The 15,830-nt window shown below is 61.0% G+C and carries 16 protein-coding genes and 1 tRNA gene; 6 read left to right on the top strand and 11 right to left on the bottom strand.

Annotated features, from left to right (window positions below; all coding sequences use genetic code 11):
- Positions 1-58: 58 nt before the first annotated feature.
- The gene (locus ACM62R_RS13500) at positions 59-709 is read right to left on the bottom strand and encodes a GntR family transcriptional regulator (protein WP_415184566.1); all 651 of its coding nucleotides are present in this window, start codon (positions 707-709) and stop codon (positions 59-61) included.
- Between the two features lie 32 nt (positions 710-741).
- A complete protein-coding gene (locus ACM62R_RS13495) occupies positions 742-1,434 on the bottom strand; it encodes a M48 family metallopeptidase (RefSeq protein WP_415184565.1) in 693 nt (230 codons plus the stop codon).
- 113 nt (positions 1,435-1,547) lie between these two features.
- Between ACM62R_RS13495 and ACM62R_RS13490 the strand changes: the two genes are divergently transcribed.
- Together ACM62R_RS13490 and ACM62R_RS13485 are read left to right on the top strand one after the other, a co-directional pair.
- The gene (locus ACM62R_RS13490) at positions 1,548-1,880 is read left to right on the top strand and encodes a TIGR02300 family protein (RefSeq protein ID WP_415184564.1); all 333 of its coding nucleotides are present in this window, start codon (positions 1,548-1,550) and stop codon (positions 1,878-1,880) included.
- Between the two features lie 188 nt (positions 1,881-2,068).
- A tRNA-Ala gene (locus tag ACM62R_RS13485) sits at positions 2,069-2,144 on the top strand.
- 140 nt (positions 2,145-2,284) lie between these two features.
- Here ACM62R_RS13485 and ACM62R_RS13480 read toward each other — a convergent pair.
- The 8 genes from ACM62R_RS13480 to ACM62R_RS13445 all read right to left on the bottom strand — a co-directional run bounded on the left by ACM62R_RS13480 (position 2,285) and on the right by ACM62R_RS13445 (position 9,274).
- On the bottom strand, positions 2,285-3,061 hold the full coding sequence (locus ACM62R_RS13480; protein ID WP_415184563.1) for an enoyl-CoA hydratase-related protein: 777 nt from the start codon (positions 3,059-3,061) through the stop codon (positions 2,285-2,287).
- 72 nt (positions 3,062-3,133) lie between these two features.
- A complete protein-coding gene (locus ACM62R_RS13475; protein ID WP_415184562.1) occupies positions 3,134-3,607 on the bottom strand; it encodes a cytochrome c-type biogenesis protein CcmH in 474 nt (157 codons plus the stop codon).
- A gap of 3 nt (positions 3,608-3,610) precedes the next feature.
- Positions 3,611-5,572, bottom strand: coding sequence for a heme lyase CcmF/NrfE family subunit (locus ACM62R_RS13470; protein ID WP_415184561.1), 1,962 nt, complete (start codon positions 5,570-5,572; stop codon positions 3,611-3,613).
- A 142-nt stretch (positions 5,573-5,714) separates the two neighbouring features.
- Positions 5,715-6,212 carry a holin family protein gene (locus ACM62R_RS13465; RefSeq protein ID WP_415184560.1) on the bottom strand — a complete coding sequence of 166 codons (498 nt, stop codon included), beginning with the start codon at positions 6,210-6,212 and terminating at the stop codon, positions 5,715-5,717.
- On the bottom strand, positions 6,203-6,814 hold the full coding sequence (locus ACM62R_RS13460) for a holin-associated N-acetylmuramidase (RefSeq protein ID WP_415184559.1): 612 nt from the start codon (positions 6,812-6,814) through the stop codon (positions 6,203-6,205). Before ACM62R_RS13460 ends, ACM62R_RS13465 begins: the two co-directional genes overlap by 10 nt.
- Positions 6,815-6,886: 72 nt before the next feature.
- Positions 6,887-7,330, bottom strand: a complete 444-nt coding sequence (gene ccmE, locus ACM62R_RS13455; RefSeq protein WP_415184558.1) for a cytochrome c maturation protein CcmE — start codon at positions 7,328-7,330, stop codon at positions 6,887-6,889.
- A 9-nt stretch (positions 7,331-7,339) separates the two neighbouring features.
- Positions 7,340-8,368: an N-acetyl-gamma-glutamyl-phosphate reductase gene (gene argC / locus ACM62R_RS13450; RefSeq protein ID WP_415184557.1), complete on the bottom strand. Its 1,029-nt coding sequence runs from the start codon at positions 8,366-8,368 to the stop codon at positions 7,340-7,342.
- A 93-nt stretch (positions 8,369-8,461) separates the two neighbouring features.
- Entirely contained in the window at positions 8,462-9,274 is an 813-nt protein-coding gene (locus ACM62R_RS13445; RefSeq protein WP_415184556.1) for a glutamate racemase, read from the bottom strand.
- 637 nt (positions 9,275-9,911) lie between these two features.
- On the opposite strand from ACM62R_RS13445, the gene ACM62R_RS13440 reads away from it, so the two are divergent.
- The 4 genes from ACM62R_RS13440 (at position 9,912) to grxD (ending at position 14,105) form a co-directional block, all read left to right on the top strand.
- On the top strand, positions 9,912-10,820 hold the full coding sequence (locus ACM62R_RS13440; RefSeq protein WP_415184555.1) for a LysR family transcriptional regulator: 909 nt from the start codon (positions 9,912-9,914) through the stop codon (positions 10,818-10,820).
- A gap of 267 nt (positions 10,821-11,087) precedes the next feature.
- Positions 11,088-13,247 (top strand): phosphoribosylformylglycinamidine synthase subunit PurL, encoded by a 2,160-nt coding sequence (gene purL / locus ACM62R_RS13435; protein WP_415184554.1) that lies wholly within the window; start codon positions 11,088-11,090, stop codon positions 13,245-13,247.
- A 147-nt stretch (positions 13,248-13,394) separates the two neighbouring features.
- On the top strand, positions 13,395-13,637 hold the full coding sequence (locus ACM62R_RS13430; RefSeq protein WP_415184553.1) for a BolA/IbaG family iron-sulfur metabolism protein: 243 nt from the start codon (positions 13,395-13,397) through the stop codon (positions 13,635-13,637).
- Positions 13,638-13,745: 108 nt separating this feature from the next.
- On the top strand, positions 13,746-14,105 hold the full coding sequence (gene grxD / locus ACM62R_RS13425; RefSeq protein ID WP_415184552.1) for a Grx4 family monothiol glutaredoxin: 360 nt from the start codon (positions 13,746-13,748) through the stop codon (positions 14,103-14,105).
- Between the two features lie 45 nt (positions 14,106-14,150).
- Here grxD and ACM62R_RS13420 read toward each other — a convergent pair.
- On the bottom strand, positions 14,151-15,830 hold a 1,680-nt coding region (locus ACM62R_RS13420), incomplete at its 5' end, for an aldehyde dehydrogenase family protein (protein ID WP_415184551.1).

The following is a 15,830-nucleotide window of genomic DNA, read 5'->3' as shown; positions in this document are numbered from 1 at the left end:
GTCGCTCGGTATCGCTGCCATATCCGGTTTCCTCGATGGCAAGTATTGCTCTTAACCCCTAGCCTGCCAAGTGCCGCAGCCCCTGCGTCACATCGGTGCGAACCGCCAGCCGCAGACCCGGGTCATCACCCGCACGAAGGGCTGCAAGGATGATCCGGTGATGGCGGGGCGGTTCGTTTCTGGGGATACGGCCATAGAGTGCGCGCATGGTCGGCCCAAGTTGTAGCCAGACGGTCTCAATGATCGCCAGCATAGCCGGGGCTTGGGCGCGCAAGTAAAGTGTGCGGTGAAACTCCAGATTGGTACGCACATAGCCTACGGCATCCTGCTTGGCCACGGCTTCGGCATTTGCCGCGTTGATCGTTGCCAGGCGGTCAATCAGTGCCAAATGTGCACGCGGCAGGGCGCGGCTGGCCAGTTCTGGCTCAATCAGTGCACGCAGCGCCGCCAGTTCCTCGATCCGGTCGGTCGAAAGTTCTGGCGTTGCCACCCTGCCCGAGGATGATAGCATCAGCGCGCCTTCCGCCACCAGTCGGCGCAGCGCTTCGCGGGCGGGGGTCATCGAGACGCCATAAGCCTTGCCCAGCCCGCGTAGCGTCAGGCCTTCGCCGGGTGCCAGTTCACCATGCATGATCTGTTGGCGCAGGCTTCTGTAAACCCGGTCATGGGCGGCAAGATTCTGGTCAGACGGGCGGGCGATAACGGGCATGGCGTCAACGTGATCACAAACCCGTAGCAGCGTCAATCACGAAACCGGACCGCGTGGAGCGCGCTGCCATGGCGTTTCAGCCAGGCCCGTTCCGGCGCATGACCGGGGCGCAGCCGCTCGACCACGGCCCAGAAGGCCGCAGAGTGGTTCATCTCAACCAGATGCGCCACTTCGTGTGCCGCAACATATTCCAACACCCCCCGAGGCGCCAAGATCAACCGCCAGTTATACATCAGGCTACCGTCAGAGGTACATGATCCCCAGCGCGAACGTGTGTCACGCAATGTCAAACGTCTGTAAGAGCGCCGCAGCGTCGCCGCATAGCGGTCTGTCGCGCCTTGCAGCTGCTGGCGCGCGGCCAGCTTGACAAAGGCCTCGACGCGGGCCCCCACACGTTCTGCGTCAGGCGGCACGATCAGGCTGGCACCCTCAATTCTGGGTGCCCGCACCGCACCGGCCTCAATCAAAAGATCCTGTCCCTGAAAGGGAAGCGTCATCCCCAGCCTCACCCTGCGCACTGAGGTCATCGTCGCCAGCACTTCACGCAGCCAATCGGCCTTGTCGTGCGCAAAGGCACGCGCCTCGGCCTCTCGTGCAAAACGGGGTAACGTTAGGGTAACGCGGCCGTCAATGCGCGAAACCCGCAGGCTGAACCGGCGGGCGCCGGCAGAGCGACGCAGTACCACTTCGACTTCGGGGGTGCCGGGTATCACAAACTGGGTCAAACGCTCTCCTTGGGCCGGATGAGGGATTTATGGCGCAAAAGCCTTTGACACCCCGCATTCATTGTGGCAGTTGGCGTCGACTCTCTGAATAAGAGCGATGCTAGGAGATTTCCATGCCGAAAGAGGAATGGGGCATAAAACGCCTCTGCCCGCATTGCGCGAGCCGGTTCTATGATCTGACCAACGACCCGATGACCTGCCCGGTCTGCGGTGCCAGCTTTTCCGCTGAAAGCCTGCAAATCGGTCGTGGCCGGGTAATTGCGGCAGACAAGGCCAGTACCAGCACAACTGCGGCGCCCAGCCAAGACACAACGGATGACGATGATCTCGACGAAGATGGCGGCGAGGTCGATCTTGATGACGATCTGCTAGAAGACGATGACGACGATGATACTGTCTCGCTTGACGATATCGCTGATGTCAGCTCTGGCGACGACGATAGCTGACCATCAACGGCTGCAAAAACAAACAGGCGTGGGGCGTTTCCCCGCGCCTGTTTGCGTTTTGATGGCAGACTTGGCGGCCGCTGGTTTTCCCTTTGAAAACCTGATGACAGAGACAAAATTCCTCTTGCGCCCCACCCGGCAACTGCCTATACGACGCCCCACGCGGTTGTCCCAAATCCGCGTGTCGTGGGGTCATAGCTCAGTTGGGAGAGCGCTTGAATGGCATTCAAGAGGTCGGCGGTTCGATCCCGCCTGGCTCCACCAAATTTCTCGATTGAATTGGTATTTCCACCGATGCGCCTAGCGGGCGACTGATTAGTGCTGTTCGCCTTCGCGCGGCATCGGTCTGCTGCTCTGCATTATTCATCCGGGCACGCGGCACGGAGAAAAGGATTTGTGCCCGATTAGCGCCCCTCAAATATTGCTGGCCGTTTTTCAAGAAACGCCATCAGGCCCTCATTGAAATCGCGCGTCGCGCCACATTGCCCTTGGGATTGCGCTTCAAGTGCCAGCTGCACCCTAAGATCGTTACCATATCCCCCGCGCAGGGCCTGCTTTATCGCGCGGTAGGCGACGGTTGGCCCCTGCGCCAGATGCGCGGCACGGGCACGCCAGTGGCGGATGAAATCGGCCTCGGGGACCGCTTCCCAGATCATTCCCCAGTCGGCAGCCTGTTTTGCGGGGATCTTGTCGCCAAAAAGCATCGCACCCATTGCCCGCGCAAATCCGATCTGTCGCGGCAGCCACCAGGTTCCCCCCGCATCTGGCATCAGCCCAATCCGGGTAAACGCCTGAATGAAGGTGGCATTCTCTGATGCGATGACCACATCGGCGGCCAAAGCAATGTTTGCGCCCGCCCCCGCCGCAACACCGTTCACAGCGGTGATGGTCGGCACGGGGCAGTCATAAAGCGCGCTTAACAGGGGTTCGTATTCATCCCGCAACAAGCGTTCCAGATCCAGCCCTGCGCTACCCTTACTGTCGCCCAGATCCTGCCCGGCACAAAACGCCCGCCCCGCCCCCGTCAGCACGACCGCCCGCGCCTCGGCGCCGCCACGGTGCAGCGCCTCGGTCAGTTCAGCGCGCATTCGCGTGCCGAGCGCATTCATCACGTCGGGGCGGTTCAGCGTGACGACTGCAATGTCGTTAGCCAGTTCATAGCGGATTTCCTGATAGGGCATCGCAGGCGTTCCTCGGCTGATTTTCCGACACCCTAGCGTGATGGCCCGTTACAGGCAAAGCGGAACGGCGCGTCACTCCTCCAGAAGTTCAGCCAGACGGGCGCTTTCTTCGCGCGACAACGGAGGCGCTGCGGCGGTTTCAACCTTGCGGCGCGACCGGACAAAGACGAACGCCCCACCCAGCGCCAGCAGCAATGCCACCGGGCCCGTGTACCACAGGATCAGGTTAGAGCCCGTCGCCTCGGGTTCAAACAATACATATTCGCCGTAGCGGTCCGTCACAAAGTCCAACACCGCATCGTCGCTATCCCCTGCGACCAACCGTTCACGCACCAAAAGCCGCAGATCGCGTGAGATGTCGGCGTTGGATTCGTCAATATTTTCGCCCTGGCAAACGGGGCAACGCAGCACCTTTGCAATTTCGCGGGCGCGCGCCTCCAGGACCGGATCGGACAGCACTTCATCGGGTTGCACGGCCAACGTGGGGCTCGCGCTGAGAAGAGGCGTCAGCGCCAGCGCCATCAGCAGGGCGATACGTCTAAGCATGGGCTACTCCGCCGGGGTTGCGGCCAGGGTGGCCTGTTTGCGCGCCCCTGCCGCCACGCGGTAACGCCGGTCTGAAAGGCTAAACGCACCGCCCAGGGCCATCAGCCCAAGGCCCGCCCAGATCCAGTTGGCGAAGGGCTTGATATAGGTGCGCACCGCATAGCCGCCGCCCTGCTGCGCATCACCGATCACCAGATAAACGTCGCCGGTAAAACGCTGATCAATCGCGGCTTCGGTGGTGGGCATCGCCTGCACCGGGTAGATCCGTTTTTCGGGGTGCATTACGGCGGTGACCTTGCCGCCCTCACGCACCACCATGGTGCCAACCGTTGAGGTATAGTTTGGCCCCTGCACCTCATTCACGGCATCCAGCGTAATCTCATACCCGCTAACAGTAAACGGCACACCTATTTGGGCCACGCGAATATCTTCAGAGTCCCAAGCGGTCAGCAGCGCAATACCGATGAACGTGACACCCAGCCCGCCATGCGCCAGCGCCTTGCCCCAGTCAGCGCGCGGCAACCGTGAAAGCCGCGCCGCCTTGCGTCCCGCACGCACCCACAGCTCTGTCAGCGCACCAAACACCAGCCAACTGCCCAGGCCGGCCCCGACCAGACCAATTGTCGACCGGTTGGTGCCGATCGCCCACACCAGCGCAACCACCGCCAGCGCCAGTATCATCGCTGGCACCAAGGGCTTTATCGCCCGCGCAAGTCGGGCACGTTTCCACGGCATCAGCGCGCCAATCGGCAGTACAATCGCCAAGATCAGCATGAACGGCGTGAACGCCTTTTCAAAGAACGGCGCGCCAACCGACAGTTTGCGCCCCCAGGCCATTTCCGCAACCAAAGGCCAGACCGTCCCCACGAAAACCACCAGCGCCGCCACCGCCAACAGGATGTTGTTCACCACCAGTGCAGTCTCACGGCTGACCATGCCAAAGACGCCCTTGGCCTGCATCGTGCCCGCACGCGCCGCAAACAATGTCAGCGCACCGCCCACGAAAACCGCCAGCAGCACCAGAATATAGACCCCGCGTTCTGGGTCAGAAGCAAAGCTGTGGACCGATGTAATCACCCCGGAACGCACGATAAACGTGCCGATCAGGGAAAAGCCAAAGGCCAATATCGCCAAAAGAATGGTCCAGCTTTTCAGCGCCTCGCGCTTTTCAACCACAATGGCCGAATGCAGCAGCGCAGCAGCCAAAAGCCACGGCATGAATGATGCGTTCTCGACCGGGTCCCAAAACCAGAACCCGCCCCAGCCCAGTTCATAATACGCCCACCAGCTGCCCAGTCCGATACCGATGGTCAGAAAAATCCATGCGGCCAGCGTCCAGGGGCGCACCCAACGTGCCCAGGCAGCATCAACGCGCCCTTCGATCAGCGCGGCCACGGCGAATGAAAACGCCATCGAAAGCCCGACATAGCCAAGGTAAAGAAACGGTGGATGAAAGGCCAAACCGGGGTCTTGCAACAGCGGGTTCAGGTCTTGGCCGTTGAACGGGGGCTGTGCCAAGCGGATAAACGGGTTCGAGGTGAACAGGATAAACCCCAAAAATGCAGCCCCGATCGCTGATTGAACCGCCAGCACCCGCGCCCGCAGCCGGGGCGGCAAAGCCCCGCCAAACCACGCCGCCGCTGCCCCAAAGCCGGACAGAATCAGTACCCACAGCAGCATGGAGCCTTCGTGGTTACCCCAAACGCCCGAGATTTTGTAAAGCATCGGCTTGTCTGTGTGCGAATTGGCAAAAACCAATTGCACGGAAAAATCCGACGTGACGAAGGAATAGGTCAGTGCCGCAAAAGACGCCGCGATCAGCAGGAATTGCGCCGAGGCCGCCGGGTCGGCTACCGCCATCCAGCCGCGCCATCCCTGCCACGCGCCAATCATTGGCACAACAGCCTGAATGATCGCCACGCCAAAGGCCAGAATCAGGGCAAAATGGCCAAGTTCAGCAATCATCTCATATCCTCCTGTTCGCGCCGGTGATCATAGTGCGATGCGGGGCCGGGGCCAATGGGGATGCGCGTTGTTGTCGCGGAGGTGATCGAAAATGGGGGCCACGCGGCCCCCAATCAGACAAATCGGCCAGATTGCCCCTTCCTCACCCCGCCTTGTTTTGGCGCCACTCGGTCAGGGCCGGGTTCTCAGCCTCGATCGGCAGGGTGGCGGGTGGGGCGCCCTGACCCCCGGGTGGCGCGGCCGGGCGGACGCGGAAATAATGTGCCTCCCGGGCCCCGAAATAAAAGCTGACCACTGCCCCCAACAGCCACCAGAGCGGTTCGGGCACATAGCCAAGCCCCACCATCCGCTGCGCAAAGGTAACCGGGTCAACCATGGCCGAAATGAACAGCGCCAGCGTGCCCAAGGCCAGCATCGGGCGGGGCATCCGGTTCAGACCGTTCACAAAGCGGTCGAACCAGCCGGGCCGGACATATTGAAACTCTGCCCCATGCTCATCAAGCGCGGCGATATAGGCGGCTTGTGAGGCTTCCATTTTTTTGGTTGCGTTCGGGGTCAATACCTCGGCCAGACCAACAGCGGCATTTCCAAGCGCCGTGGTGGCCGCCGACCCCCCGATTATCTTGTCAATTAGCCCCATGCTGCCACCCGCGCGTTGTGTTCCGCCGCAGTCAGATGGAACCTGGCCGAGATGAATTCTTCTGCCCGTAAAATCCACCCCCCCTTTCCACCACCCTGTCTGCGGGCGTATTTGCGGCTGGCGGGGCGGGCGTCGGCAAGCGAGTAGTAATAGTTGCGCCGCGCAATGCCGTAGGCATCGACCAGATGATCAGGGGCCGCCGCCATCGCGGCGTGGGCCGCACGATATGTCAATGGGCCCAGCACACCATCGGCTTGCAGATCATGCCCCATTTCACCCAGCAATACCTGCAACACCCGCACCGCATTCGCGCCGGAATTGACATACATATCAAAAACAGATGCCTGCAGCGGGGCCGGTAGCCCGCCCAGCCCCGGCGCCTCAAAGTAATGACGAACAAAGATTTCTTGCGCTTTGGCGCGGGTTAGCGCGCGCACATCGGCCTCGGTCACGCGGCCATCATGGGTCAGGTCCAGCCCCAGCCGCTTTAGCGTGCCCAGCGTCACGCCGTATTTCGTAGCCCCGCCCGGATCGGCGGGATCATTCACAAAGCCCCCTTCGCGGGCGACTATTTCCTTGGCAATTTCCTGAACGGATTTCATGGCGGTTTCCCCTTGGCTTTCCGGGGTAAAATCCGCCACTTTCCGTTAACGCCCCACCAAAGGGGCGTACGCTTAGCTGTTAGGGTCTTGGTAGACGCCCTGTTCTTTCAGCGCGTCAATCACTTCGGCGGGCATATAGCTTTCATCGTGCTTGGCCAGAATCTCTTGGGCCACGAACACGTCGCCCTCCATCTTGCCAGTGCCGATCATGCCCTGATTCTCGGCAAAAAGATCAGGCAGCACGCCTGCAAAGCGCACCGGGATCGTCGCCCCGCCATCGGTGACATTAAAGGTGATCACCTCGCTTTCGCCGCGTTTAAGCGTGCCGATCTCTACCAGGCCGCCGATGCGGAACGTCTCGTCAGCCTTCGGCGGGTCCTGCACGACCTGCGTGGGCGAGCGGAAAAAGTTGATCCCATCACGCAGCGCGTAACCGATCAGCGCTGTTGAAACCACCAACGCCAGCGCTGTCACCAGCAAAATCTGGATCCGGCGTTTCTTCTTGAGACTTCTCATCGTCACTCCTTACGGGAACACTGGCGCCAGCATCAGCCCCGCAGTTTCGTCGTTCCCCAACATCAGGTTGGCGTTTTGCAACGCCTGCCCGCTGGAGCCCTTGGCCAGGTTGTCCAGCGCCACAATTACCAACGCGCGCCCCGCGATCCGGTCCGCGACCACACCAACATGCACGAAATTGGACCCCCCAACCGACCGTGTCGAGGGGAGTGCGCCAATGGGTAGCACCTGCAAAAACGGCTCATCAGCATAGGCCGCCCCAAGCGCGGCATGAATTTCGGCCGCCTCGCCCCGCACATAGACCGTCGCCAGAATTCCACGGTTGAAGGGCATCAGATGCGGGGTGAACTGCACCTTGACCTGACGCCCCGCCAAGAGGCTGAATTCCTGATCAAATTCCCCAAGATGGCGGTGCGTGCCGCCGGCTGAATAGGGATGTGTGCCACCCGACAATTCGGCATGAAGCAGGTTTTCCTTCAGGCTGCGCCCCGCCCCTGATACCCCTGCCTTCAGGTCGATCACAATCTCGTCAAGATCAATCACCCCGGCCGAAATCAACGGCCGGATCGCGTATTGCCCCGCCGCCGCGTTACAGCCGGTGCCCGCCACCAGCCGGGCGTTGCGAATCTGGTCACGGTAAAACTCGGTCAGGCCATAAACCGCCTCGGCCTGCAAATCCGGGGCCGAGTGCGGTTTGCCATACCATTTTTCATATTCCGCCGGATCACGCAGCCGAAAGTCTGCCGACAGGTCCACCACCTTCAGGTTTCGTGGCAAAGCCGCAATCACCGCCTGACTGGTTGCATGCGGTAGCGCGCAAAACGCCAGATCGACGGCAGAAAAATCAATCACTTCGATCTTTTGGAGCGCGGGCAGCGGCAGGTGGCGCAGATGCGGAAAAACATCGCCCATTGCCATGCCCGCCTTGCGGTCGCCTGACAGCGCGGTGATACGCATGGTCGGATGGGTGGCAATCAGGCGGACAAGTTCAGCCCCGGTATAGCCCGAGGCCCCAAGTATGGCGATGTTCTGGGTCATGATCTGCTCCGTCAAAGTCGCGTTTCAGATGCCCGAGCGCGCCCCACCATGCAAGAAGTTTGTAGCACGGGGTCATGCGCTGGGGCTGTTGCGTCAGGCCGCCTCAAAACGAATGCCACGGCGCAGGAATTGGGTTGCGTGACTGGACACCGACACCGGATCCCCCGTCGTCAGATACCGTGAAACCGTGCCCGACCCCCGGAAATCAGGGCGGCGGATCAGGTAATCCACCAGGCTTTCGGCCACGAGGTCTGCTTGGCTATAGACCGTCACATCATCCCCCAAAGCCGCCTGAAACACCTTTTGCATCAGGGGGTAATGCGTGCAGCCCAAGATTGCCGCCTGTGGATGCGGCATCCGGCGCTTCAATGCCTCGACATGGCTGCGCACCAGCGCCTCGGCCAGGATCTCATCACCCTGCTCGATCGCATCCACGACACCGCCGCAAGGTTGTGCCTCGACATCGACGCCAATGGCGCGGAACGCCAGTTCGCGCTGAAATGCCCGGCTGGATACGGTAGCAGGGGTGGCAAACAGCGCCACATGCTTGACCGCCACTTCGCGAGGCGGGGAATTGTCACCCCATTGCCTTTCGGTCAGCGCCTCGATCAGCGGCACAAAGACGCCCAAAACCCGCTTATCGGCGGGAACCCAGGTTTCCTGCATCCGTTTCAACGCCGCCGCAGAGGCGGTATTGCAAGCAAGGATCACCAGATCGCAGCCCTCGTCCCACAGCCGTTCGACACCGCGACATGTCAGGTTGAAAATATCATCGCTGTCGCGCACACCGTAGGGTGCATTGGCGTTATCACCGTAATAGACAAAGGCGGTATCCGAGAGGCGCCTGGCCAAGGCCTCATAAACCGTCAAGCCGCCCAGACCGCTATCAAAAACACCAACCGCCATGCCTGCCTCCTACCCGTGAGGGGCCCCGCATTGATGCAGGGCGTTGGCGGTTCATATGCCGTTTGGCGCGGGAAATAAACGGGCGATTATCACGCGGCTGCCACGTCTTGCGGCGCACCCCACCCCCCGCACGGAACACGACCAACAGATCGCCGCAGCGTTTGGCCGCCGGCACCCATTGTCACCCGCCTGACCGCCCAAAGCCGCGAATCGCCAGCGACAGCGAGGCGCGAATGGCGCCGCATCGTCCCGGTTCGTCCTTCACCACCCCCATGGGTAAAGCTGCAGGAATTGCGACCCCTTCGCTGCACCGTTCGGTTGCAGCCGGTTTCCGGCATAGGCGTGTGCCTTGGGCTGTCTGGTCGATTTGTCATCCCGCCAACCCGACCATGAGCGCCAGCGCCAGCGGGCCCTTTGCGTGTGCCAAAGCTCTTGGTCAGACTTCCCTAATCGTTCAGGGAGATGTCGTGCCTACCCATCGGGTGCCTTTTTGCAGGGAATGATCGCAACCAGATGATGGGTCACAAGAACTGACCGGCAAACGCCAGATATCCGTGAAACCTGACTATGAAGTTTATCAAAGATATGTAAGACAGCTTCCGCTATAGTGCCGCGGGTTTCGTAGAAAGTGATCGGGATGGATTGGGACAAACTCAGAATATTTCATGCCGTTGCCGACGCGGGGTCGCTGACTCATGCCGGTGACGGGCTGCACCTGTCGCAATCCGCCGTCAGCCGCCAGATTCGCGCGTTGGAAGAGATGCTGGGCACCACCCTGTTTCACCGCCACGCACGGGGGCTGATTCTTACGGAACAGGGCGAGCTGCTGTTTGACGCCACCTCGACCATGGCCAAGAAACTGGATACCGCTGCCGCACGCATCCGCGATAGCGAAGAAGAGGTGTTTGGCGAACTGAAGGTGACCACCACCACCGGTTTTGGCACGCTCTGGCTGGCGCCCCGGCTGATCAAACTTTACGAAAGATATCCCGATCTGAAGATCGACCTGATGTTGGAAGAACGCGTGCTTGATCTGCCGATGCGCGAGGCCGACGTAGCAATCCGCATGAAAGAGCCGTCGCAGGCTGATCTGATCCGCAAACGTCTGCTGAACATCCAAATGCGGCTTTACGCGTCACAGGACTACCTTGCCCAGCGTGGCACCCCGGCCAGCATGAATGATCTGCGCCGGCATCGCCTGATCTGTCAAAACCCGAACACACCGCAGGTTTACGCCGGTGCAGAGCTGGTCAATCGCCTGTTGGCACATGACATTCCCTCAACGCTAACCGTCAATAACTATTTCGGTGTTTTGCAAGGTGTGCTGAACCATATCGGCATCGGCGTTCTGCCCGATTACCTTACCACGGACTTCCCCAACCTTGTGCGGGTCCTGCCGGAAGTGGAATCGATCGAGGTGCCGGTATTCCTTGCCTACCCCGAAGAACTGCGCCAGTCGCGCCGCATCACCGCGTTCCGCGACTTCGTTCAGGAAGAAATCATGACCTACCGTCGCCGGCAGATAATTGACGCAACCCCAGATTGAGGTGAGGCATACGCGCAACGCATGCCAGATATGATGCATGTGCAGCATGATTTTTCTTGAATGGCTCTCAAACTAGCCCTAGATCGGTCAGTGAAGGCGATGGTTGAGTCTACTCGCATCACCTTCTACCTCCCTGTTGGACTTAGGCCGGGCTTTGCCCGGTCTTTTTTTGCCTCGGACCCAGATTTGCCCTGTTTCGCGGTAAATGACCCTTTCCCCAAATGCCCCCCTGATCTAAGACGCGCAGAAGCTGCACAGGAGGCCCCGATGACCGAGCCCATGATTACCCCCGCGCTGATTGCCGCCCATGGGCTGAAGCCCGATGAATATCAGCGCATCATCGAAATCATCGGGCGCGACCCCACCTTTACCGAACTGGGTATCTTTTCGGCTATGTGGAACGAACACTGTTCCTACAAATCATCAAAGAAATGGCTGCGCACCCTGCCTACCACCGGGCCGCAGGTGATCTGCGGGCCGGGTGAAAACGCGGGCGTTGTCGATATTGGCGATGGGCAGGCGGTCATCTTCAAGATGGAAAGCCATAACCACCCATCCTACATCGAACCGCATCAGGGCGCGGCCACCGGCGTTGGCGGCATTTTGCGCGACGTGTTCACCATGGGCGCGCGGCCCATTGCGGCGATGGATTCGCTGTCGTTCGGTGTGCCTTCGCATCCGAAAACCGCGCATCTGGTAAAGGGTGTTGTCGAAGGCGTGGGCAGCTACGGCAATGCCTTCGGCGTACCCAACCTGGGCGGCGAGGTGCGCTTTCACCGCGCCTATAACGGCAATTGCCTTGTGAACGCATTTGCCGCCGGTCTGGCCGACACGGACAAGATATTCTATTCCGCCGCGTCGGGCGTCGGCATGCCGGTCGTCTATCTGGGGGCCAAGACCGGGCGCGACGGTGTCGGCGGCGCGACCATGGCCTCAGCTGAATTTGACGACACGATCGAGGAAAAACGCCCCACCGTGCAGGTTGGCGATCCGTTCACCGAAAAATGCCTGCTGGAAGCCTGTCTTGAGCTGATGGCATCGGATTCCGTGATTTCGATTCAGGATATGGGGGCGGCCGGCCTGACCTGTTCAGCGGTTGAAATGGGCGACAAGGGCAATCTGGGCATCCGGCTGGATCTGGACCGTGTGCCGACCCGCGAAAATGCGATGACGGCATATGAGATGATGCTGTCGGAATCGCAGGAACGGATGCTGATGGTTCTGAAACCGGAACGCGAAGCCGTGGCCCGGGCGATCTTTGAAAAATGGGATCTGGATTTTGCCATCGTCGGGGAAACCATCGCTGAAGACAGGTTCCTGATTCTCCACGGCAATGAGGTGAAGGCCGACCTGCCGCTGAAGGCGCTGTCGGGCACCGCCCCGGAATATGACCGCCCCTGGGTCGAAACGCCGCCCGCCGCCCCCTTGGGCGAGGTGCCGCAGATCGGCGCGATTGAGGGGCTTCGGGCGCTGATCGGCAGCCCGAACTATGCGCATAAGGCGTGGGTTTGGGAACAGTATGACACGCAGGTTGGCGGCGACACCGTGCGTCGCCCCGGTCAAGGCGCGGGCGTGGTGCGCGTGCATGGCACCCAAAAGGCGCTGGCCTTCACGTCAGACGTGACACCGCGCTATGTCAAGGCGAACCCCTTTGAGGGCGGCAAGCAGGCGGTAGCAGAAGCCTACCGCAACCTGTCCGCCGTGGGTGCGCTGCCGCTGGCCACCACTGACAACCTGAACTTCGGCAACCCCGAAAAACCCGAAATCATGGGCCAGTTGGTCTTTGCCATCAAAGGCATCGGTGAGGCGTGTCGCGCGCTCGACTTTCCGATCGTGTCGGGCAACGTCTCGCTTTACAATGAAACCGACGGCACCGGCATTCTGCCGACCCCGACCATCGGCGCGGTTGGGCTGCTGACCTCGCTTGACGATCTGATCGCGGGTCAACCCGCCGAGGGTGACATCGCCCTGATCATCGGGGAAACCTTGGGCCACCTTGGGCAATCGGCCCTGTTGGCCGAAGCCTTCGGGATCGAGGCCGGCGATGCCCCGCGTGTTGACCTTGCCGCCGAGCGCAAACACGGTGAATTTCTGCGCGCCCACCGCCAGCATGTGAAAGCCGCGACCGATCTTTCTGACGGCGGCCTTGCGCTGGCTGCGTTTGAACTGGCCGAGGGGGCCGACCTTGGTGTGACCTTGCAGGCGGGCGATATCGCCACCCTCTTTGGTGAGGATCAGGCCCGCTACCTTCTGGCCGTTACCGCCGAAGGAGCCACCGCGCTTGAGGCCGCAGCACAAACAGCCGGCGTGCCGGTGCAACGCGTTGGCAACTTTGGCGGCGATACCGTCCGCTTTGGTGCTGCGTCGGCCCCGCTTGCCGATCTGTCGGCGCTATACCGCAGTGCCTTTGCCGCCGCCGTCACCTAAGCCATCCCGTGGGCATATTCGGCCAGAAAGAAAGCCACCCCGATTTCTCTGGCCAAGCCCCGCAATATGATGCAGCCCTATGGCCGGGTCTTGCAGCGCGGGCGCTTGCGGCTTAGATCTGATGCAACGTTGAAAAGGAGTCCGTCCATGGCAATGGAAGCACAGGACATAGAACATCTTATCAGGGTCCGCTTTCCGGATGCCCAGATCACCATTACCGATCTTGCAGGCGACGGGAATCATTGGGCCGCCGAGGTCGTCGACGAAAGCTTCAGGGGGATGAACCGCGTCCAGCAACAGCGGGCCGTCTATGCCGCATTGAAAGGGGCCATGGATGGGCCCAGCGGCGATCTGCATGCACTTGCACTGACTACTAAAGCCCCGGAATGACAGAGCGACCGACAGGCACGTCCTATGCGCGATCAATCATTGAAATCCAGGCTTGAAAACTGACGCCATTCGCACAAGGTGTGTTGGCAAACAAAAGGACAAACGACCATGACTGCCGCTGACAAAATTCGTGAGACAATCAACAAAAACGATGTCGTGCTGTACATGAAGGGCACAAAGGATATGCCGCAATGCGGGTTCTCCAGCCGCGTAGCCGGGGTGCTGAACTTCATGGGGGTAAATTTCGCAGACGTGAACGTGCTGGCCGATGAAGAGGTCCGCCAGGGGGTCAAGGATTTTTCTGACTGGCCCACCATTCCGCAGCTTTACGTCAAGGGCGAATTCGTTGGCGGCTGTGATATCATCACCGAAATGACCCTTTCGGGCGAGCTGGACACCTTGTTTGAGGCGAAAGGCATAGCCTACGACAAGGAAGCCGCCGAAAAAATCCGCAGCGCAAACGCCTGAACCGCTTTGCGTTCGTTGAAACGCCCCGCCAATGCGGGGCGTTTTTCATTCGCCGTAAGGCACCCAGATCGTCTTCCACTGTGTTGCATGGGACAGAAATTCGCGGCCCTGCGCGCGCCGGCCCTGCCAGTTGCGATTTTCCAACACCCAGGTCGCCTTCATGTTGCCCGCGCTTGCGGCCTCGACCATGGCACCGCCCTCCGGGGTGCCGCAATACCACATTGCCGCCACATCGTCATGCTCTGCCAATGTGCGCGCCAGATCGTCGCGCGGGCCGGTGACGATGTTGACCACGCCCCCCGGCAGATCGGACGTGTCGAACACCTGATAAAGGTCGGTTACCGCCAGCGGCATCCCTTCCGCCGGAATTGCCACCACCCGGTTTCCCATCGCAATCGCGGGCAGCACAAGGCTGGCAAAACCCAATAGTGGCGCAACATTCGGGCAGGCAATACCCATCACGCCAAAGGGCTCTGGCATCGCCAGCGTCACATGCGCTGATTTGGTGGCATGCACCGCACCGTCATATTTGTCAGCCTGCGCGGCATAGTAAAACGCCCGCCTTATCGTCGCCTCAACCTCGGCCCCGGTTCCACCCGCGCTTTCCAGCCGCACCGTGAATTCCGCCGCCCGCGCCGAAAGGTTTTCAGCGATGTAGTAAAGCACCTGCGCACGGTTATGGCCCGTAGCCCTGCCCCAGCCGCTGGCCTTGTGCGCGGCCTCAACCGCGTTGCGGATATCCTTGCGGTTGCCCAAAGGGGCCAGCCCCAGCGGCTTGCCATTGGCCACCACCGCATAGGAATATCCCCCGTCGGGGCGTTTTTGCGCGCCGCCGATATACATCTTGGCGGTGCGATCAATGGGCGCGGGCACCAAACCCGCCCCCGGCGCGGCATCTAGCGGCGCGGTCGCGGTCTCGGGCGTTGCGGGCACGGGCGGCAGGGTCAGATACTCGGCCAGACCTTCGCGCGCCCCTTCACGGCCAAAGCCGCTTTCGCGCATTCCGCCGAAGGCGGCCCCGGCATCGAACAGGTTTGTCGAATTGAGCCAGACCACCCCCGCTTTGACCTTTGAGCAGATGTCCAAAGCCAGCGTGACATTCTCGCTCCAGACCGAGGCGGCAAGGCCGTAGCGGGTGTTGTTGGCCAGTTCCACCGCCTCGGCGGGGGTGCGGAACGTGGTCAGCGTAGCCACCGGGCCAAAGATCTCTTCCATCGCCACAGGGTTCGCGGGGGCCACCCCGGTCAGAAATCCGGGCGCATAGAAACAGCCCGCTGCGGGCAACTGACATTTGGCCTGCACCAGTGTCGCGCCGGCCGCCTGCCCCTGTGCCACCAGATCATGGATGCGCGCCAGTTGCACCGGATGCACGATCGCCCCGATGTCAGTTGACTTGTCCAGCGGATCGCCCAGCCGCAGCTTGGCCAGTCGCGCAGTCAGCCGGGCGGTAAAAGAGTCGGCAATCGCTTCGGCAACCAGAATCCGGCTGCCCGCGCAGCAAACCTCGCCCTGATTGAACCAGATCGCATCCACCACACCCTCGACCGCCGCATCCAGATCAGCGTCAGCGAACACGATGAACGGTGATTTGCCGCCCAGCTCCAAGGTCAGTTTCTTGCCCGTTCCCGCAGTCGCGCGCCGGATCAGCCGCCCCACCTCGGTTGAACCGGTAAAGGCGATCTTGTCCACCTTGGCCGCGACCAGCGCCGCCCCGGTATCGCCATT

Origin of the sequence: Phaeovulum sp. (assembly GCF_047638075.1) — a bacterium.
Classification (GTDB): Bacteria; Pseudomonadota; Alphaproteobacteria; order Rhodobacterales; family Rhodobacteraceae; genus UBA6197.
This window is presented reverse-complemented; position numbering and strand designations above follow the sequence as displayed.